At 73.9% G+C, this 18,034-nt stretch carries 20 protein-coding genes and 1 pseudogene; 11 read left to right on the top strand and 10 right to left on the bottom strand.

The genetic code is table 11. The features are described 5' to 3' along the window. Positions 1-65 precede the first annotated feature (65 nt). On the top strand, positions 66-266 hold the full coding sequence (locus tag H288_RS0114450) for a hypothetical protein (RefSeq protein WP_020093291.1): 201 nt from the start codon (positions 66-68) through the stop codon (positions 264-266). Between the two features lie 48 nt (positions 267-314). On the opposite strand, the gene H288_RS0114455 is transcribed toward H288_RS0114450, so the two are convergent. The 3 genes from H288_RS0114455 to rimO form a co-directional block, all read right to left on the bottom strand. After that, positions 315-539, bottom strand: a complete 225-nt coding sequence (locus tag H288_RS0114455) for a hypothetical protein (RefSeq protein WP_020093292.1) — start codon at positions 537-539, stop codon at positions 315-317. A 284-nt stretch (positions 540-823) separates the two neighbouring features. Then, on the bottom strand, positions 824-1,906 hold the full coding sequence (gene dinB / locus H288_RS0114460) for a DNA polymerase IV (protein ID WP_020093293.1): 1,083 nt from the start codon (positions 1,904-1,906) through the stop codon (positions 824-826). Between the two features lie 213 nt (positions 1,907-2,119). Beyond that, entirely contained in the window at positions 2,120-3,466 is a 1,347-nt protein-coding gene (gene rimO / locus H288_RS0114465) for a 30S ribosomal protein S12 methylthiotransferase RimO (protein ID WP_020093294.1), read from the bottom strand. 357 nt (positions 3,467-3,823) lie between these two features. Between rimO and pabB the strand changes: the two genes are divergently transcribed. The 6 genes from pabB to H288_RS0114495 all read left to right on the top strand — a co-directional run bounded on the left by pabB (position 3,824) and on the right by H288_RS0114495 (position 8,132). After that, on the top strand, positions 3,824-5,197 hold the full coding sequence (pabB, locus tag H288_RS0114470) for an aminodeoxychorismate synthase component I (RefSeq protein ID WP_020093295.1): 1,374 nt from the start codon (positions 3,824-3,826) through the stop codon (positions 5,195-5,197). Next, complete coding sequence (locus tag H288_RS0114475; RefSeq protein ID WP_020093296.1) at positions 5,194-5,808, top strand: aminodeoxychorismate/anthranilate synthase component II; 615 nt, start codon at positions 5,194-5,196, stop codon at positions 5,806-5,808. The genes pabB and H288_RS0114475 overlap by 4 nt, the downstream gene beginning before the upstream one ends. Then, positions 5,795-6,658 (top strand): aminotransferase class IV, encoded by an 864-nt coding sequence (locus tag H288_RS0114480; protein ID WP_020093297.1) that lies wholly within the window; start codon positions 5,795-5,797, stop codon positions 6,656-6,658. Before H288_RS0114475 ends, H288_RS0114480 begins: the two co-directional genes overlap by 14 nt. Further along, positions 6,655-7,161 (top strand): DoxX family protein, encoded by a 507-nt coding sequence (locus tag H288_RS0114485; RefSeq protein WP_020093298.1) that lies wholly within the window; start codon positions 6,655-6,657, stop codon positions 7,159-7,161. The genes H288_RS0114480 and H288_RS0114485 overlap by 4 nt, the downstream gene beginning before the upstream one ends. A 126-nt stretch (positions 7,162-7,287) precedes the next feature. Beyond that, positions 7,288-7,470, top strand: coding sequence for a hypothetical protein (locus H288_RS0114490; RefSeq protein ID WP_026604943.1), 183 nt, complete (start codon positions 7,288-7,290; stop codon positions 7,468-7,470). A gap of 116 nt (positions 7,471-7,586) precedes the next feature. Beyond that, positions 7,587-8,132 carry a ferritin-like domain-containing protein gene (locus H288_RS0114495; RefSeq protein WP_020093300.1) on the top strand — a complete coding sequence of 182 codons (546 nt, stop codon included), beginning with the start codon at positions 7,587-7,589 and terminating at the stop codon, positions 8,130-8,132. Positions 8,133-8,210: 78 nt separating this feature from the next. Here H288_RS0114495 and H288_RS0114500 read toward each other — a convergent pair whose 3' ends face one another. The 6 genes from H288_RS0114500 to H288_RS0114530 form a co-directional block, all read right to left on the bottom strand. Then, positions 8,211-8,540, bottom strand: a complete 330-nt coding sequence (locus H288_RS0114500) for a hypothetical protein (protein ID WP_020093301.1) — start codon at positions 8,538-8,540, stop codon at positions 8,211-8,213. Between the two features lie 206 nt (positions 8,541-8,746). Beyond that, positions 8,747-9,124: a hypothetical protein gene (locus tag H288_RS0114510; RefSeq protein ID WP_020093302.1), complete on the bottom strand. Its 378-nt coding sequence runs from the start codon at positions 9,122-9,124 to the stop codon at positions 8,747-8,749. Between the two features lie 136 nt (positions 9,125-9,260). Next, positions 9,261-10,178, bottom strand: coding sequence for a nucleoside triphosphate pyrophosphohydrolase (gene mazG, locus H288_RS0114515; protein WP_020093303.1), 918 nt, complete (start codon positions 10,176-10,178; stop codon positions 9,261-9,263). A 98-nt stretch (positions 10,179-10,276) separates the two neighbouring features. Beyond that, positions 10,277-10,513, bottom strand: a complete 237-nt coding sequence (locus H288_RS0114520) for a hypothetical protein (protein WP_020093304.1) — start codon at positions 10,511-10,513, stop codon at positions 10,277-10,279. After that, on the bottom strand, positions 10,510-10,887 hold the full coding sequence (locus tag H288_RS32400; protein ID WP_020093305.1) for a hypothetical protein: 378 nt from the start codon (positions 10,885-10,887) through the stop codon (positions 10,510-10,512). Before H288_RS32400 ends, H288_RS0114520 begins: the two co-directional genes overlap by 4 nt. 130 nt (positions 10,888-11,017) lie before the next feature. Then, entirely contained in the window at positions 11,018-12,901 is a 1,884-nt protein-coding gene (locus H288_RS0114530; RefSeq protein WP_020093306.1) for a glycosyltransferase family 2 protein, read from the bottom strand. Positions 12,902-12,946: 45 nt separating this feature from the next. Between H288_RS0114530 and H288_RS0114535 the strand changes: the two genes are divergently transcribed. The 4 genes and pseudogenes from H288_RS0114535 (at position 12,947) to H288_RS0114545 (ending at position 16,903) form a co-directional block, all read left to right on the top strand. Continuing rightward, positions 12,947-13,894, top strand: coding sequence for a transporter substrate-binding domain-containing protein (locus H288_RS0114535; RefSeq protein ID WP_026604945.1), 948 nt, complete (start codon positions 12,947-12,949; stop codon positions 13,892-13,894). Between the two features lie 73 nt (positions 13,895-13,967). Then, positions 13,968-14,181: pseudogene (locus tag H288_RS35950) on the top strand (hypothetical protein); the annotation flags it as partial. A 396-nt stretch (positions 14,182-14,577) separates the two neighbouring features. After that, positions 14,578-16,284, top strand: a complete 1,707-nt coding sequence (locus H288_RS0114540; protein ID WP_020093308.1) for a lysine--tRNA ligase — start codon at positions 14,578-14,580, stop codon at positions 16,282-16,284. A gap of 7 nt (positions 16,285-16,291) precedes the next feature. Continuing rightward, positions 16,292-16,903: an MSMEG_1061 family FMN-dependent PPOX-type flavoprotein gene (locus tag H288_RS0114545; protein ID WP_020093309.1), complete on the top strand. Its 612-nt coding sequence runs from the start codon at positions 16,292-16,294 to the stop codon at positions 16,901-16,903. 123 nt (positions 16,904-17,026) lie between these two features. Here the strand turns inward: H288_RS0114545 and H288_RS0114550 are convergent, their stop codons facing one another. Next, positions 17,027-17,926, bottom strand: a complete 900-nt coding sequence (locus H288_RS0114550) for a transglutaminase family protein (RefSeq protein ID WP_020093310.1) — start codon at positions 17,924-17,926, stop codon at positions 17,027-17,029. Between the last annotated feature and the right edge of the window lie 108 nt (positions 17,927-18,034).

An 18,034-nucleotide genomic window follows, 5' to 3' on the forward strand; every position in this document is an offset into this window, starting at 1 on the left:
GCCGCGCGGGAGACCGGCCCCGCGCCGACGCGTTGGCCCGACATCAGCATCCGACAGGAGCCTGCATGTCATCCAAGCACCCGAAGACCGACACGCCCACGGACGCCGACCTCAAGGGCAATCCCGGGATCGGCACCTCGAAGGGGATGAGCGGCGCCGACCCCGCGGATCTGCAGGCGGATTCGACCTTCGAGGGCGACGTCGACAACGAGACGAAGCTCGATGGCGGCATCGACCCCGACCACCGGCCGCGCAAGAACGCGTGACCGAGAACGCGTGACCGGATGCCCGGGCCGGTGCGGCCCGGGTCGATCTCAGCGACTGCGCGCCGGCGCCTTCGGCCGGTGCGGTGCGGGGGCCGCGGGCCTGGCGCTCGGGCCGCCTGCCGGAACGTAGACCTGGGCCGGGCTCGCGGTGTAGCCCCGGAGCTGGGCCGCGTTGGCGGCCCCGAAAGCGGATGTGCCGTCCGCGCGGGCGGCGCCCGCCGCGAGGGCCGATAGAAGCGCGGCGGCCAGGGCCAGGCGGGCGTGCTTCGGCATCGACAGGGTCCTCGTGTTCGCGCGGGCTCGAGAAACCCTGATCCGTACCGGATCGCTCCGCCCTGCGATCGACCCGGCCTTCCCGACGTGCGGAACCGCACAGGCGCCGTGTCGTGCATGACGGCGGCGGCTCCATCGCTTTCCGGTTGATCGCTTCCCCACCGTCGTCGTTGCGAGTGGAGCGAAGCGATCCAGGGTAGCGCCACGCTGACCGATGTCCTGCTGCCCGGGGCCACTTCGCTGCGCCCGTGATGACGGAGCGGGGGCCTGCCCCGGAGGCCGTGTCAGAGCGCCAGCCCGAGCTGGAGCGGCGCCTCGGGCGCGTCCTGCGCGAAGCCCGACAGCGACACCCCGATCAGCCGCGCGCTGCGGCGCAGGGGGAACAGGCCGGCGAGCAGGTCGAGGCCGATCCGCTCCAGGGCGGCCCGGTCGGCCACCGGCACGGCGAGGGACTTCGCCCGGGTGACCTGCGCGAAATCCGAGAACTTGAGCTTCAGGGTCACGGTCCGGGCGCGCATGCCCTTGGCGTCGGCGCCCGCCCAGACCTTGTCGAACAGCGGCGCCAGCCGGGCGGCCAGGACCTCGAAAGCGGCGGTGTCGTCCGAGAAGGTGGTCTCGGCCCCGATCGACTTGCGCACCCGGTGGGCGCGGACCGGCCGCGCGTCGATCCCGCGGGCGACCGCGTGGTAGTAGGCGCCCGCGGAGCCGAAGGTCTCGCGCAGGCGCTCCGGCGTCCAGGCGCGCAGATCCGCCCCGGTCTCGATCCCGAGCCGCTTCATCTTCGCCTCGGTGACCGGGCCGACGCCGTGGAACCGGCCGATCGGCAGCGCCGCCACGAAGTCCGGCCCCATGGCGGGGGTGATGACGAACAGGGCGTCGGGCTTGCGGTGGTCGGACGCCACCTTGGCGAGGAACTTGTTGTACGAGACCCCGGCCGAGGCGATGAGTCCGGTCCGTTCCAGGATCTCGGCCCGGATCGCCTTCGCCACGGCCGTCGCCGTCGGGAGGCCCAGGAGGTTCTCGGTGACGTCGAGATAGGCCTCGTCGAGGGCCACCGGCTCGATGATGGCCGTGTGCCGGGCGAAGACCGCCCGGATCTCCTCGGAGACCGCCCGGTAGACCTCGAAGCGCGGCTTCACGAACAGCAGGTCCGGGCACAGCCGCCGCGCGGTGGCCGACGGCATGGCGGAGCGGACACCGAATTTTCGGGCCTCGTAGCTCGCAGCGGCCACCACCCCGCGCTCCCGGGAGCCGCCGACCGCCAGCGGCCGGCCGCGCAGCGACGGGTCGTCGCGCTGCTCCACGGAGGCGTAGAACGCGTCCATGTCGATGTGGATGATCTTTCGGAGCGCGACCTCCGGATCCATCGCCGCCTCGGGTCCCGACCAAGTTCCTGATCTGTTCCGAAAGACCGCGCGGGGCGGGCGGGGTCAAGCCGCGCCGGACGCGGCGTCAACAGGAGTCCGCCCGGCGCCCGTCGCGAGCGCAGCGAAGCGAAGCGACGAGAGGGCAGCGCGACGTCCCCGAGCGCAGCGCATCCCTGGATTGCTTCGCTGCGCTCGCAAAGACGGGGTCTGCCGTCAGGCGACGCTGCCGTAGAGGTCGTAGGCCTCGGCCCGGTCGATCTTCACCGTGACGATGTCGCCGACCCGCACCGGGCGCCGGAACGCGGCGTGGACATTGCCGTCGATCTCCGGCGCGTCGGCCTTGGACCGGCCCCGTGCGACCCCGCCCTCGACGGAATCGACGATGATGGGCAGCCGCTTGCCGACCTTGGCCCGCTGCAGCCGGAGCGCGATGCCGTTCTGGGTCTCCATGAACCGGCGCTTGCGCTCGGCCTTCACCGCCGGGGGCACGAGGTCGCCCAGCGCGTTGGCGGTGGCGCCCGCCACCGGCTCGTACTCGAAGCAGCCGACCCGATCGAGCTTGGCCTCCTGCAGCCAGGCCAGCAGCTCCTCGAACTCGGCCTCGGTCTCGCCCGGGAAGCCGACGATGAAGGTCGAGCGGATCGCCAGCTCCGGGCAGATCTGCCGCCAGCTGCGGATCCGGTCGAGCTGGCGCTCCTGGTTGCCGGGGCGGCGCATGCGCTTGAGCACCGAGGGGCTCGCGTGCTGGAGCGGCATGTCGAGGTAGGGGAGCACCTTGCCCTCGGCCATCAGCGGGATGACCTCGTCCACGTGCGGGTAGGGGTAGACGTAGTGCAACCGCACCCAAGCGCCGAGCTCGCCGAGTTCCCGGGTCAGGTCGTAGAACTTCGCCCGGACCTGCCGGTCGCGCCACGGGCTCTCACTGTAGCGGATGTCGACGCCGTAGGCGCTGGTGTCCTGGCTGACGACCAGCAGCTCCTTCACGCCGGCCTTCACCAGCTTCTCGGCCTCGCGCAGCACGTCGGCGGCGGGGCGGCTGACGAGGTTCCCGCGCAAGCTCGGGATGATGCAGAAGCTGCAGCGGTTGCTGCACCCCTCCGAGATCTTCAGGTAGGCGTAGTGGCGCGGGGTGAGCTTGATCCCCTGCGGCGGCACGAGGTCGAGGAACGGGTCGTGGGCCGGCGGCACCGCCTCGTGGACGGCCGCCACCACCGACTCGTAGGCCTGGGGCCCGGTCACCGCCAGGAGGTCGGGGTACTTCTCGCGGATCTCCTCCGGCTGCGCGCCCATGCAGCCGGTGACGATGACGCGGCCGTTCTCCGCCATGGCCTCGCCGATGGCCGAGAGCGACTCCGCCTTGGCGGAATCGAGGAAGCCGCAGGTGTTGACGATCACCACGTCGGCGCCGTCGTGCCGCCGGGCCAGCTCGTAGCCCTCGGCGCGCAGATGGGTGAGGATCCGCTCGGAATCGACCAGCGCCTTCGGGCAGCCCAGCGAGACGAACGAGATTTTCGGGGCGGCGCCGGGAGCGGGGCCGCGGGGAGCGGGCGTGGCGGTCATGGCATTCGGGTCGGACAGTCCGGCGGGGCGATCGGCCGCCCGGCGCGCGGGACCAGGAATTCGGGGTCGCGCTCCTATACAGGCTCCCGCGCCTCCGCGCGAGGCCGGCCGCCGCAGGGGTGCCCGGCCCTGCGCGCGAGCCTGAGCCCGGGCGCGGATCCTATCGCTACGGCAGAGCTTTGCGGCCGGCTCCTCAGACCCCACATCAGGATTGGGCGGCGCGGCCCTGCGCCCCGGACACGGCCCGCCCGCGCGCGGCGGCGGGGCCTGCGTGGAACTGCCGCTTCCCCCGCGGCATCGCCTGTGCGACGGCAGCGGATGACGCACAGCCCGAGGATAACGGCCCCGAACCCGGTCATGTGGACCCGAGAGATCCCCTTCATCGATCCCGTCGCGGCGGCGGCCCGGCTGCGCGCCCTGCCCGGGCTCGCCTTCCTCGACAGCGCCATGCGGCACGACCCGCTGGGGCGGCACTCGATCGTGGCCGCCGACCCGTTCGCGCGGTTCCGCTACCGCGACGGGCGCGCGACCCTCGACGGGAGGCCGGTGGCGGGCGGCCCGATGGCCGCGCTCCGGGCCTGCCTCGAACCCTACCGGCTCGAGGCAGGCCCGGAGCCGTTCCCCGGCGGGGCGATCGGGTACCTCGCCTACGACCTCGGCGCGGCGCTGGAGCGGGTGGCGCCGCCCGCCCGGCGGGCGGGGCTCACCCACGACATCGCGCTGAACCTCTACGACACCGCGCTGGTCGTCGACCACGCCGCCGGCACGGGCCGGCTCGTCGCCACGGGTTTCCCCGAGACCGCGCCGGACGCGCGGCGGGCCCGCGCGGAGGCGCGGCTCGCCCGCTTCGCCGACCTGCTCGGCGGCGCGGAGCCGCCGGTCCCGGCCCCCGCCCGGACGGCCCAGCCGCTCGCGTGGCGCTCGAACTTCGACCGACAAAGCTATGAAGAAGCAGTCGAAAAGGTCCGCACCTACATCCGGGCCGGCGACATCTACCAGGCCAACATCGCCCAGCGCTTCGTCGCCGACCTGCCGGCCGGCTTCGACCCGTTCGCCCTCTACCGGCGGCTGCGCGAGACCAACCCGGCGACCTTCGGGGCCTACCTGGAACAGGAGGGCCTGACCGTCGCCTCGTCCTCGCCGGAGCGGTTCATCCGCCTCGACGGACGGCACGTGGAGACGCGCCCGATCAAGGGCACCGCCCGCCGCCTCGACGACCCGGCGGCCGACCGGGCGGCGGCCGAGGCGCTCCAGGCCAGCGTCAAGGAGCGGGCCGAGAACGTCATGATCGTCGACCTACTGCGCAACGACCTGTCGCGGGTCTGCCGGCCGGGCACCGTCGCCGTGCCGACCCTGTGCGGCCTGGAGACCTACGCCAACGTCCACCATCTGGTGTCGGTGGTGACCGGCGACCTCCGCGACGGGCTCGACGCCCTCGACCTCCTGGAAGGGACCTTCCCGGGCGGCTCGATCACGGGCGCGCCGAAGATCCGCGCCATGGACATCATCACCGAGATCGAGGGCGACGCGCGGGAACTCTACTGCGGCGCCATCGGCCGGATCGGCTTCGACGGGGCGCTCGACACGTCGATCGCGATCCGCACCGTGTTCATGGACGACCGGCAGGCGGTCCTGCAGGCCGGGGGCGGGGTGACGCTGCTGTCGGAGCCCGGCCCGGAATACGACGAGACCCTGGCCAAGGCCGCCCGCGTGTTCGAGGCCTTCGCATGATCCTCGTCCTCGACAATTACGACTCGTTCGTCTTCAACGTCGTCCGTTACCTGGAGGAGCTCGGCGAGACGGTCCGGGTCGTGCGCAACGACGCGCTGGACGTCCCCGGCATCCGGGCGCTGGAGCCGGAGGCCCTGGTGGTCTCGCCCGGGCCCTGCACCCCCGCGGAGGCCGGGATCTCCCTGCCGGCGATCCGCGACCTGTCGGGCGCGGTGCCGATCCTCGGCGTCTGCCTCGGCCATCAGGCGATCGGCGCGGCCTTCGGCGGCACGGTCGCGCGGGCACAGCGCCCCCTCCACGGGCAGATGACGCCGATCGCCCATACCGGCGAGCGCCTGTTTTCCGGAATCCCGGCGCCGATGCCGGTCGGGCGCTACCACTCGCTGGTCGTGAATCCCGGCCCCGACATGGAAAGATACCTCTCGGTCGACGCGGTCTCGCAGGAGGGGGAGGTGATGGCGCTGTCGCACCGGACCCACCCGACCTACGGCATCCAGTTCCACCCGGAATCGGTCCTGACCGAGGGCGGCCACGCCCTGTTCGCCAATTTCCTGGATCTCGCCCGCGCGTGGCGGGAGAGGCCGGAGGGGCGCCGCGATGCTGTGGCGTGACGGGGCGCTTCTGCCCGGAACCACGGCTCCGCTCGACCACACCGACCGCGGCCTGACGCTCGGCGACGGCCTGTTCGACACCGCACTGGCGCTCGGCGGCCGCGTCGCCTTCGAGGACGCCCATATCGCCCGGCTCGTGGCCTCCGCGGAGACGCTGGGGATCCCCGCCGAACCCGAGCGGATCCGTGCGGCCATGCGGGACCTCGCGGGTCAGGGGGAGCGGCTCGCGATCCGGACCACGCTGACGCGCGGCTCCGGCCCGCGCGGCCTGAGACCGCCGGACGCGCCGAACCCGACCCTGTTCGCCACCGCGGCCGCGAGCGCCAGGGCCGCGTCCTTCGCGCCCCTGCGCCTGTGGCCGACGGCCATCGCCCGCAACGACACCTCCCCCGCCGCCCGCCTGAAGACGCTGGGCTATCTCGACGCGGTGCTGGCCGCCCGCGAGGCCGCCGCCGCGGGGTTCGACGAGGCGCTGTTCCGCAACACCCGGGGCCGCGTCGCCTGCGCGGGCACCGGCAATCTCTTCGCCCTGTTCGGCGCCAATCTGGTGACGCCCCCGCTCGGGGACGGCGTGCTCGCCGGCATCGTGCGGGCGGAGGTGCTGGGTCTCGCCGCCGGATGCGGGCTGCGGGCCGAGGAACGGTCGCTCGGCCTGCCCGATCTCCTCGGCGCGGAGGCCGTGTTCCTGACCAACTCCCTGCGGCTCCTGGCCCCCGTGACGGCCATCGGCGACACGGCCTTCCCGAGCGCCGGCCCAGGCGCCGGCCATCCGGCGGTGACCCGCCTCGTGGCGGCCCTGCGCGCCCGCGTGGCGCAGGCCTGCGGCGTCACGGAGGACGCGGTCGCGTGACCGAGGCGTCAATCGAGACTTGGCGGCGCCGGCTGCGCTACGCGCTCGCGGCGATCTACGGGTTCATCGGCGTGGTCCACCTCGTGGCGACCGACGCGATGCTGCCGCTCATGCCCGACTGGGTGCCGCAGCCGCGGCTCGTCATCCTGGCGACCGGCCTGTGCGAGATCGCGGGCGCGGTCGGCCTCCTCACCGGGCGGTTCCGCCGGGCGGCCGCGCTCGGCCTCGCCCTCTACGCGGTCTGCGTCTACCCGGCGAACCTCAAGCACGCGTTCGAGCACGTCCACGTCGAGGGCATCCCGGATTCCTGGTGGTACCACGGGCCGCGGCTCGCGTTTCAGCCGGTCTTCGTCTGGGCGGCGCTCTGGGCCGGCGGCCTGATCGACTGGCCGTTCGGCGGCCGCTGCGGGTCCGGACAGGGCGCGACCGAGATCTCCGGTGATCCGGCACGGCCGCCGAAAGGTCCGGATCCCGACGCGCCGGCAACCATCCGCGAACCTTGATCACAGGATCCCGGGATCCCCGGATCCCGGCAGGCTTTGATCCCAGGATCCTGGCCGATCGACCGGCCGGAAGCCGCCGCGCGGGCCGGAAGACCGGTCGGCCCGGCGGCGATACGGGCGGACGACATGCCGAAGCGCCGCGACCCGGGCCGATCGCCCCCGCCTCCGCCGGACGCGGTGCCGGAGACCGTGCCGGACCGCGACGCGGTGGAGCGCGCCCTGGAAACGGTCCTCGACCGCCTGCGCCCGAAGCCGGGCGGCGCGCCGCGGGGCAGCCGGAAGCCGCGCCCGGACGGGGCGGGCGGCTGAGCCCCGAAAGGTTCCTCCACAGGGCGAAGATATCGCCCGGATACGGCCGGCCGGACCGGAGTTCCCCGGAGGACGCCGCCGAACACGGCGCGTGGACCCCAGCGGAGACAGACCGAATGGCCAAGCAGAAGACGCTGCAGGACGCCTTCTACGAGACCTTGAAGGACGTCTACTACGCCGAGAAGCAGTCGGTGAAAGCCCTCAAGAAATCCGCCAAGGCGGCGGAGCACGACGAGCTGCGCCAAGCCTTCGAGACCCACGCCGAGGAGAGCGCCCAGCAGGTGGAGCGCCTGACGCAGGTCTTCGAGATCATCGGCAAGCCGACCCGGGCCAAGACCTGCGAGGCGATGCAGGGCATCGTCTCGGAGATGGAGGAGGACCTCGACGACTTCGCCGACAGCCCGGCCGCCGACGCGGTGCTGGCCGCCTGCGCCCAGGCGGTGGAGCACTACGAGATCGCCCGCTACGGCACCCTGAAGACCTGGGCGGCCCAGCTCGGCTACGCGGACGCCGCCCAGCTCCTGGACGAGACCCTGCAGGAGGAGAAGCGGACCGACGCGCTGCTCTCGAAGATCGCCGAGTCGATCAACGCCGCGGGCGAGCCCGGCGGGGCGGAGCCGGACGCGGAGCCGTCGAAGGGCCGGGGGAAGAAGGCCGCCTGACCGCGCACCGGCCGCGCGGGCGGGCCGGCGCCCCCGGGCGCCGGTTCGCCGCCGCCCCGCGGGGGCGTCAGTTCGCCGTCAGTTCGTCTTCTCGATGGCGCTCAGCGGCGTCCAGTAGCAGCGATCCTGCGTGTCCTTCAGGGCGAGGCAGCCGTAGCTCATCGTCCGGGACTCGAGCCGGACCTCCTCGCCGGGCTTGAACGACCGGCACTCGCCGCTGGCGAGGCTGCCCTGCAGCAGCTGGCCGAACCCGGACTCGTCGCCCGCCATGACCAGCTTGAACAGGCGGTCCGTGACCTCCTGGGTGTGGCACCCGAACCGCTCCTGGAGGATGGTCTCGGCCGCGGCCGGCCGGGACAGGGCGGCGGTGACGGCGAGGACGGCGAGGGCGGGCAGGGCGAAGCGCATGCGCGGAACATATCCGCGCGCCGCGACGTGTCGAGCCCTCGCCGCGCGGGGGCGCCGCGGAGGATCGCCGCGGGGATCGCCGCGGGGATCGCCGCGGGGATCGCCGCGGGGATCGCCGCGGGGATCGCCGCGAAGGCAGCCGCGAAGGCAGCCGCGAAGGCAGCCGGCCCGGTCGGGCGGCGCGTCCGGGCGAGGGCCGATCCGCGCTACCCGGCGACGGGCCTGACCACGACGTCCTCGGCGTAGACGAGGGTTGCCATGACACCGGACCGGATCCGATCGAAGACCGCGTCGAGATCCCCCACGCTCTGCATCAGCACGGCGCACGAGAGGGCGACGATCTGCGGGGTGCACTCCGTCCCTTCGGCGAGGAACTCGCGGATCGCGTCGACGAGGGACGCGGTGGCGTCCGCCTCCGCGGAGACGTCGAGGACGTGCAGGCAATCCTGCCGCAGGGACACGAGATCGCCGTCCACGACCGAGACCCATTGCCGGTCGTGATCGTAGATGAGCCAGCGCACCGACCCCGCCGCCACGGGGGCCAGTCCCGCGAGGTAGCGCCGAGCGGCCGCGTCGTCGAACATGGCACGGGTTTAACGCCCGCCCGCCGGAACGCCAACGCGTCGGATCACCGTTTCGGAGCCCGACGGATCCGCCGCGACGAGCCGGCATCTCGGGCCGCGAGCGGGCAGGGCGGGGCGGGGCGGCCTGACAGCGCCGCTACGCCTGTCCCGCCGCCTCGTCGCGCTTGGCCGCCTGCCACGCCGCCTCCATGGCGGCGAGGTCGGAGCGGCCGAGGGCGCCCCCGGACGCCGCGAGATGCCGCGCCATGGCGGCGAAGCGCCGCTCGAACTTGGCGGTGCCGTCGCGCAGGGCGGTCTCCGGGTCGATCCCGGCGTGCCGCGCGAGGTTCGCCACCGAGAACAGGAGGTCGCCGATCTCCTCGGACAGGGCCTCCGGGTCGCCCGCCGCCAGGGCCTCGGCGACCTCGTCGGTCTCCTCGCGGACCTTGTCGACGACCTGGGCGGCGTCGTCCCAGTCGAAGCCGTAGGCGGCCGCCCGCCGGGAGATCTTCTCCGCCCGGGCGAGGGCCGGCAGCGCCCGCGCGACGCCGCCGAGGGGGTCGGGCGCCGGGTCCGGCGCGAGCCCCGCGTCCCGCCGCTCCGCCTGCCGGGCCGCCCGCTCCTGCGCCTTGATCGCCGCCCACTGGGCCTCGACCGCCGCGGGGTCGCGCAGGGGCGAGCCGGCGGGCAGGGGCGCGCCGTCCGGGGTGAAGACGTGGGGGTGGCGCCGGACCAGCTTGTCGCCGATGGCGCGGGCCACGTCGTCGAACGCGAAGGCGCTCCGCTCCTCGGCCATGCGGGCGTGGAACACCACCTGGAGCAGCAGGTCGCCGAGCTCGTCGCGCAGGTCGCCGAGGTCCCCCCGCGCCACCGCGTCGGCGACCTCGTAGGCCTCCTCGATCGTGTAGGGCACGATGGTGGCGAAGCTCTGCGCCACGTCCCAGGGGCAGCCGGCGACGGGATCGCGCAGGGTCGCCATCAGGCGCAGGAGCCGGCCCAGGGGCGCCTCCGCGGCGGGATCGGCGTCCCGCCCCCCGCTCGCCCCGGACCGGCCCGCGTCGCGTGTCTCGCTCATGCGGACGGGGTTAGAGCATGGCGCGGCGCAGGGAAATGCGTCTCACGGATCGCCGGTCCTCAGCGTCGGTCCTCAGCGCCGGGCCTCAGCGCCGGGCCTCAGACCCGGCTCGGGTCGCGCTCGCGCACCTGCTCGGCCTGCAGGCCGTTCAGGTAGCCGGTGAGGCGGCCGCTGACCGCCGGGTCGGCGCACTGCACCCAGAGCGGCGCCGGGAGGGCGCGGACGGGCAGGCGCAGCAGGAAGGCCTCGGCCGAGAGGGCCGCCTCCCGCTCGGAGGCGGCGGCCAGGAGGCGCGCCCCCGCCTGCGTGCCGATCAGGATCGCGATCGTGCTCATGGCAGCTCTCCCGGCAGCTCGCTCGGCCGCGCTCTCGGCCTCTCCGGGCCGCGCCCGTGCGGGACAACGGCGCGCGGGCCGCGGGCGTTGCGCGGCGCGCCGATCCGCGCGGGTTCCGTCGGGGCCCTCAGCTCGTCGGCCGGACGCAGAGCGGCTCCCGGGCCAGCGCCAGGGTGAACGACCACAGGATCCGGCCGAAGGGAATCGGTCAGCACCGCCCCGGTCAGGAGCATGTTGGCGGCGGTCCGGCACAGGTCGCGGGCGCGGCGGATCGCCGCCTCCGCGTCGTCCGCCTCCAGGCGGTCGCTGGCGAAGGCGAGGCCGCAGCGGCCGTCCGCGTGCTCGAGGGTGCGTCGGAGGTGATAGGCCGGCATCGCTTGGACCACCGCGAGGCGAATCACCGGCCGCCCGCGGCGCGGGCGGGAGCCGGCTGGCCAAGCTAGCGGCCCGGCGCGGGCCCGCGACTGATCCAGATCAAGCCGACGCGCATCCGCTGCCGCCCGGTCACGTCCCGGTGTCGCAGGCTGTCGCAGGGTACGCCCGCCGCCGGCGGCCGCTGCGGGAGGTCCGCGCGAGGCCGTGCCGGGTCTTGTTCCAGCGCAGCGGCGCCCGGACCAGCTCGATCAGCGCCAGCCACGCGGCGAGGCTGACCAGCAGGAAGTAGACCGGCATCCACGGGACCGACCGGGCGAGGTCCCCCCAGCCGCGCCGGGCGCAGCCGACGAGGGCGGGCAGGACCAGGGCGGCGAGCCCCGTCCCGAACAGCGTGATGGCGAGCCCCGTGGAGAGGTTGTCCAGGAAGACGGGGGCGGCCGGGATGTCCCGGACCAGGAAGGACCACGCCGCCGCGGCGAGGCAGGCCGGGTAGGCGAGCGCCGAGACCACCGTCCCGGGGACCAGGGCGGCGGCGCAGAGCGTCTCCAGGCCGCCGAGCCTGCGGGCGTTGGCCAGCGGGTGCCGCCCGTGGGTGAGGCTCGTCTGGACCAGGCCCTTCAGCCAGCGGGTGCGCTGGCCGAGCCAGGGCCCGAGGCGGGCCGGCGCCTCCTCGAAGGTGGGGCTGGGAAGGTCGCCGACGGTGTAGCCCGCCAGCGCGAGGCGCAGGCCGAGATCCGCGTCTTCGGTGACGTTGTGGGCGTCCCAGCCGTGCAGAGCCCGCACCACGTCGGTGCGCAGGTGCATCGAGGTGCCGCCCAGCGGGACCGGCAGGCCGCAGCGGGCGAAGGCCGGGTTCAGCACGTCGAACAGCCCGGCATATTCGAGGGCGAAGGCACGGGCGAGGCGCGAATCGCCGGCATTGTCGATCACGAGCCGCCCCTGGAGGCAGGCGGTCCGCGCGGGCAGGCGCGCGAACAGGGCGGCCGCCAGCCGCAGTTGCCCGGGATCGGGCACGTCCTCGGCGTCGTAGACCGTGATCAGGGTGCCGCGAGCCAGCGGCAGCGCGGCGTTGAGCGCCCGCGGCTTGGTGCGCGGGCCGCCCGGCGGCACCGTGATCACCTCGAACCGGGCCGGGAGGGTGTCGCGGGGGAGGGCCGCGGCGGTCTCCGCGTCGTCCGCCTCGAGCAGCAGCTTGATGTCGAGCTTGGCGGCCGGATAGTCGAGGGCGGAGAGCGCCCTGAGCAGGTCCGGCACCACCGCCGCCTCGCGGTGGAGGGGGACGAGGATCGTGTAGACCGGCAGGTCGGCCTCGGCGAGGGGCACCACCGCCTCCGCGGCGACCGGAGCCGCGATGGCGAGGGCCGCGATCCGCAGGGTCGCCATGGCCAGGAACAGGACCTGCCCGGCCGTCATCACCGCGCGCGCCAGCGGGGCCGGCAGCGCCGCGCACAGGCAGAGCGCGGCGGTCCCGCCGAGGGCGAGGACCAGCAGCCAGCGGAAGGCCGGCTCGGGGGCGGCCGCCCACTCGGGGCCGTGCCGCCGCAGGTCGTGCGCCGCGTGATCCGCCACCTGCCCGGGCACGGACGCGAACACGGCCTCGCGCAGGCGGGTAGGGCTGGTGATCGCCGGCACGGCGGCGTGGCCAGCGGCGCGGCCGGCGGCGTCGAGGAGGTCCGCGATCGCCCGCCCGCGGGGCGCCAGGACCCAGGGCGCCACCGCGCCGGGCGCCAGCGGCGCGAGGCCGGCCACGAGGCTGTCGGGGAAGCGCAGGCCCAGGCCGAACGGGATCGGGCCGTCGAGGTAGGGGGCGCCGAGCGCCCGGGCCAGGGCCGCGTAGTAGGCCGATTCCGCGATCAGGCCGGCATTCATCAGCGCGGTCGCCGCGTCGGTCCCGGCCGCGGTCGCCGCGGCGGCGGCCCGGACCAGCAGCCGCGCGTCGACGCCCTCGTCCAGCAGGAAGGCGATCTCCGGCGGCAGGCCCTCCGGCCCCACGGGCGGGCGCTGGAACGACACGCCGCGCGCTCCCCCGGCGGCCCGAGGACGTGGTAGAGGAGGGGGGTGAGCCAGTCCCCGCCCCCGCGCTCCGACAGGAGCACCGCCCCGTCCCCGTCGTCAAGAGGCGATAGGACAACCATCCCATCCCGGATCGCGGCGGCCGCGGTCGCGGCGCTCCTCGCGGGGCCGGCCGCCGCCGCGGCGCCCCCGGCCGCGCCGGCCACGGGCGTCACCGCCACCCCCGCCGTCACGATCCCGGATTTCTGGAACCCGCGCAGCCGGGGCGAGCGCGTGGAGGCGCCGCAGACCGGCCGGGCGGTCCGCTTCCTCACGGACGACGAGTTCCCGCCGCTGCACTTCGCCGGCCCCGACGGCAACCCGACGGGCTTCGTGGTCGAGCTCGCCCGGGCGGTCTGCGAGAAGCTGACGATCACCTGCACGGTGCAGGCGCGCCGCTTCGACACCCTGCTCGACGCCCTCGACGGCAAGCAGGGCGACGTGGTCGCGGCCGCCATCCCGCTGACCGCGTCCCTGCGGTCGCGATTCCTGGCGACGCGGCCGTATTTCCGCTGGCCGGCGCGCTTCGCGGCCCGGGCCGACAAGGGCCTGCCGGTCCCCTCCGCGGCGGCGCTCGCCGGCCGCAGCGTCGGGGTCATCGCCGGCAGCGCCCACGCGGCCTACCTCAAGGCGTTCTTCCCGAAGGCCGTACCGAAGGACTTCACCGATCTCACGGCGGCCGAGAGCGCGCTCAAGCGCGGCGAGATCGACTACCTGTTCGCCGACGGCCTCAACCTCGCCCTGTTCGTCGGCGGCCAGGACGCGGAGAGTTGCTGCGCGCTCACCGGCGGCGACTACCTCGAGAACCGCTATTTCGGGGAGGGGATCGGCCTGATCACGCGCCAGGAGGACGCTGCCCTCTCCCGGGCGCTGGACGACGCGCTCCAGCGGGTCTGGGACGACGGCAAGTACACCGAGCTGTACCTGCGGTTCTTCCCCGTTAGCCCGTTCTGAGGGCTTTCGTCGCCACCAGGAATGGGGATCCTGCTGCCGGGCTTCGGTTGTCGGACGGCACGCGGACGGCACCGTGGCGGATCTGCTCGAGCAGGCGGTGGCGAAGGCGCGACCCGTCCCCGGACCTTCAGGACGAGAGCGCCCGGCTCATGCTGGCCTTCGCGGGGGACGAGGCCCCGGTTTACCGGTTCACCCCGGAGGAAGAGGCGGAGCTCGACGAATCCGGGGCCGCCGAGGCGCGCGGCGATCGCGCCACCGATGCGGAGATCCGCGCCATCTGGGCCAAGGTTCGGCGCCGAGAGCCTGTTCGACTCGGGACTTCCCCTCCTCGCCCTCATCCTGAGGTGCCGCGCAGCGGCCTCGAAGGAGAGCTCCAGCCAGCGCAGCGGTCACTGGAGGGCTCCTTCGAGGCCTCCGCTGCGCTGCGGCACCTCAGGATGAGGGCGAGATTCGGAGATCCGGGATTCGCGATTCGGCCTGGCACGCGCAGGAAGCCGAGCGGATCGGGCGTGCGTCTGCCAAGCCGAAACCGGCCCACGCTGTCATAGGCCGCACGCACAGGCCTCACGCGCGAGCCCGCGATGGAACCCCGCATTGCACCTCCGGGCGTTCCGCTCCGATGCGAACCGCTCTAGGGTGCGCGCTCCCCAACGCGTTCAGCCCTGAAGATCGTCTCCAACGACATGCCCGCCGCTCCCCCAGCCCTGACCCTCGACGCCGACGTGATCGAGGCCGCCGCCAACGCCGCCGCCTGGCCCTTCGAGGAGGCGCGCAAGCTCGTGGCGCGGCTGGAGAAATCCGGCAAGACCGAGGTGCTGTTCGAGACCGGCTACGGCCCGTCGGGCCTGCCGCATATCGGCACGTTCGGCGAGGTCGCCCGCACCTCCATGGTGCGCCACGCCTTCCGGGTGCTCACCCGCGACGCGGTGCCGACCCGGCTGATCGCCTTCTCGGACGACATGGACGGGCTGCGCAAGGTTCCCGACAACGTCCCGAACCGGGAGATGCTGGCCGCGCACCTCAACCAGCCGCTCACCCGCGTGCCGGACCCGTTCGGCACCCACGACAGCTTCGGCGCGCACAACAACGCCGAGTTGCGCCGCTTCCTCGACGCCTTCGGCTTCAGTTACGAGTTCCGCTCGGCGACCGAGTGCTACCGCGCGGGCGTGTTCGACGCGACGCTGCTGCGCGTGCTGGAGCGCTACGATTCCGTGATGGAGATCATGCTGCCGTCGCTGCGGGCCGAGCGCTCGGCGAGCTACTCGCCGTTCCTGCCGCTCCACCCGGTCACCGGCCACGTGATGCAGGTGCCGATCGACGAGGTGAGGGCGGAGAGCGGCACGATCGTGTGGCGCGATCCCGCCACGGGCGAGCGCTACGAGACTCCGGTGACCGGCGGCCACGCCAAGCTGCAATGGAAGCCCGACTGGGCGATGCGCTGGGTGGCGCTCGGCGTCGATTACGAGATGGCCGGCAAGGACCTGATCGATTCGGTCAAGCTCTCGGCCAAGATCGCCCGGGCGCTCGGCGGCGAGCCGCCGGAGGGCTTCAACTACGAGCTGTTCCTCGACGAGAAGGGCCAGAAGATCTCCAAGTCGAAGGGCAACGGCCTGACGATCGACGCGTGGCTCACCTACGGCACGCCGGAATCGCTCGCCCTGTTCATGTACAACAAGCCGCGCGAGGCCAAGCGCCTGTTCTTCGACGTGATCCCCCGGCACGTCGACGAGTATATCGGTTTCCTCGACCGCTACGCCGGCCAGGACGCGAAGCTGCGGCTGGGCAACCCGGTCTGGCACCTCCACGCCGGCAACCCGCCGGAGCCCGAGAAGGTCGAAGGCGCGAGCCTGACCCTCGCGATGCTGCTCAACCTCGCCGCGGTGGCCAACACCGAGGACCCGGCGGTGCTGTGGGGCTTCATCCGCCGCTACGCGCCGCAGACCGGGCCGGAGACCCATCCGGGCCTCGACCGGCTGGTGAAGCACGCCCTGAAGTTCTTCTCGGACTTCGTGCGGCCGGCCAAGACCTACCGGGCGCCGACGCCCGAGGAGCGGGCCGCCCTGGAGGACCTGTCGGAGACGCTCGGGGACCATGCCGGCTCGACCGACCCGGAGGCCCTGCAGGCGGCGGTCTACGAGGTCGGCCGGCGCCACTTCCCCGACACGTCCGGCAAGGCCAAGAGCCCGGACGGGCGGCCCGGCGTGTCGCAGGCGTGGTTCACGAGCCTCTACAACGTGCTGTTCGGCGAGGCGCGCGGACCCCGGTTCGGCTCCTTCGTGGCCCTCTACGGCGTCGACGAGACCCGGGGCCTGATCGCCTCGGCGCTGTCGGGGGCGCTGGTCGCCGAGCACGAAGCCTTCGCGGCCGGCAAGGCCGCCCCGGTCGCGTGAGGGCGCAATGATCGTCGACGATCTCGCCGCGCTGGAGGCGCTCTACAGCGCGCCCCTGGCACCCGCCTCGACGGTGAAGGTGGCGGCCGCGATCACGCCGGACTACGCGGCGCTGATCGCGGCCTCGCCCTTCGCGGTGCTGGCGACCGCCGGTCCCGAGGGGCTCGATTGCAGCCCGCGCGGGGACCGGCCGGGCTTCGTGCGGGTCGCCGACCCGCGCACGCTGATCCTGCCCGACCGGCGGGGCAACAACCGGATCGACTCGCTCCGCAACGTCGTGCGCGACCCGCGGGTAGCGCTGCTGTTCCTGATCCCGGGATCCGGCACGACGCTGCGGGTGAACGGCCGGGCGGTGATCTCGGCCGACCCGGACCTGCTCGCCTCGTTCCGGGTCGACGGCCACGCGCCGCGCACCGCCCTCGTGATCACCGTCGCGGAGGTGTACTTCCAGTGCGCCCGGGCGATCATCCGGGCCGGGCTGTGGGATCCGGAAGCCCGCGTCGACCCGGGAAGCCTGCCGACGCCGGGGGCGATCCTGGCGGCGCTGACCGCGGGCGAGGTCGGCGGCCAGCGCTACGACGCGGAATGGCCGGAGCGGGCGGCCAAGTCGATGTGGTGAGGGTGGCGTCCGCGACATCCCCGTCCTTGCGGGCGGAGCGGAGCGATCCGGTGTCGCGCCACCTTCGGGGATGTCGCGCCGCCCTGGGTCGCTTCGCTGCGCTCGCGATGACGGAGCGTCACCTCATCCCACCAGCGCGAGATCCCGCGTCTCGGTGTCGGGGATGACGTCGACCTCGACCTTGAGGCGCTGCTTGCCCGAGCCGCTGACGATGCCGTCGACCGGCGCCACGTCGCCGTAATCGCGGCCGCGGGCCACCACGATGTGGTCGTCCCGCACCGCGACGCCGTTGGTCGGGTCGAGGCCGAGCCAGCCGGTGCCGCACCAGACCGCCACCCAGGCGTGGCTCGCATCCGCCCCGCGCAGGCGCGGGCGGCCGGGTGGCGGCACCGTGCGCAGGTAGCCGCTGACATAGGCCGCGGGCAGGCCCATGCCGCGCAGGGCCGCGATCATCACGTGGGCGAAGTCCTGGCAGACCCCGGCCCGGAGCGCGAAGGAGTCGGCGAGCGGCGTCGAGACGGTGGTGGCCTTGGAATCGAAGCGGAAATCCCGGCCGATCCGCAGCATCAGGTCGTGGGCTGCCCCGTAGGCGCTGCGGCCCACGGCGAAGCTCGGGCGCGCGTAGTCGGTGATCGCGGGCAGCAGCGGCACCCGGCTGCTCGGGAACAGGAAATGCACCGGCGCCCGGCCGCCGAGGTCGCGCCCGGCGAGAACGGCGTCGCGGACCCGCTCCCAGGGCATCCCGGATTCGGGCGGCGGCGGGGCCGGGCGCTCGACCCGTACGGTGGAGAGCGCCTCGACGCTGAAGGTGGTGTGGGGCGTCTCCAGGGTGATCGCCACCGCGTCGATCCCGAGATAGTCGCGCCGCATCACCGCGCGGGCGGGGCTCGGGTCGATCGTGACCGCGCTCGCCAGCACGCTCTGGCCCTCGCAATCCTGCGGTTTGAGCCGCAGGGTGCAGCGGGCGAAGTGCACCGGCCGGCCGTAGCGGTAGGCGGTGCGGTGGCGCAGCGTGTAGATCATCCCGGCCACCGCCCATCGCGACGTCCGTCGCCTGCGGTCGCCGGCAAGCGCGAAGGCGCGCCGCAGCCCGTGCTGCGGATCGTCCTTGAGGCGGCAGCGTCAAGGACA

Origin of the sequence: Methylobacterium sp. 285MFTsu5.1, assembly GCF_000383455.1 — a bacterium.
In the GTDB taxonomy this organism is placed as follows: Bacteria; Pseudomonadota; Alphaproteobacteria; order Rhizobiales; family Beijerinckiaceae; genus Methylobacterium.

Coding starts and splice junctions, on each gene's coding strand:
- H288_RS0114480 (WP_020093297.1), top strand. CDS start 5,795: ATGCTGTGGCGTGACGGGGCGCTTCTGCCCGGAACCACGGCTCCGCTC.
- H288_RS0114510 (WP_020093302.1), bottom strand. CDS start 9,124: ATGTTCGACGACGCGGCCGCTCGGCGCTACCTCGCGGGACTGGCCCCC.
- rimO (WP_020093294.1), bottom strand. CDS start 3,466: ATGACCGCCACGCCCGCTCCCCGCGGCCCCGCTCCCGGCGCCGCCCCG.
- H288_RS0114495 (WP_020093300.1), top strand. CDS start 7,587: ATGGCCAAGCAGAAGACGCTGCAGGACGCCTTCTACGAGACCTTGAAG.
- H288_RS0114500 (WP_020093301.1), bottom strand. CDS start 8,540: ATGCGCTTCGCCCTGCCCGCCCTCGCCGTCCTCGCCGTCACCGCCGCC.
- H288_RS0114455 (WP_020093292.1), bottom strand. CDS start 539: ATGCCGAAGCACGCCCGCCTGGCCCTGGCCGCCGCGCTTCTATCGGCC.
- H288_RS0114540 (WP_020093308.1), top strand. CDS start 14,578: ATGCCCGCCGCTCCCCCAGCCCTGACCCTCGACGCCGACGTGATCGAG.
- H288_RS0114475 (WP_020093296.1), top strand. CDS start 5,194: ATGATCCTCGTCCTCGACAATTACGACTCGTTCGTCTTCAACGTCGTC.
- H288_RS32400 (WP_020093305.1), bottom strand. CDS start 10,887: ATGCCGGCCTATCACCTCCGACGCACCCTCGAGCACGCGGACGGCCGC.
- H288_RS0114550 (WP_020093310.1), bottom strand. CDS start 17,926: ATGATCTACACGCTGCGCCACCGCACCGCCTACCGCTACGGCCGGCCG.
- H288_RS0114450 (WP_020093291.1), top strand. CDS start 66: ATGTCATCCAAGCACCCGAAGACCGACACGCCCACGGACGCCGACCTC.
- dinB (WP_020093293.1), bottom strand. CDS start 1,906: ATGGATCCGGAGGTCGCGCTCCGAAAGATCATCCACATCGACATGGAC.
- pabB (WP_020093295.1), top strand. CDS start 3,824: ATGTGGACCCGAGAGATCCCCTTCATCGATCCCGTCGCGGCGGCGGCC.
- H288_RS0114490 (WP_026604943.1), top strand. CDS start 7,288: ATGCCGAAGCGCCGCGACCCGGGCCGATCGCCCCCGCCTCCGCCGGAC.
- H288_RS0114545 (WP_020093309.1), top strand. CDS start 16,292: ATGATCGTCGACGATCTCGCCGCGCTGGAGGCGCTCTACAGCGCGCCC.
- H288_RS0114520 (WP_020093304.1), bottom strand. CDS start 10,513: ATGAGCACGATCGCGATCCTGATCGGCACGCAGGCGGGGGCGCGCCTC.
- mazG (WP_020093303.1), bottom strand. CDS start 10,178: ATGAGCGAGACACGCGACGCGGGCCGGTCCGGGGCGAGCGGGGGGCGG.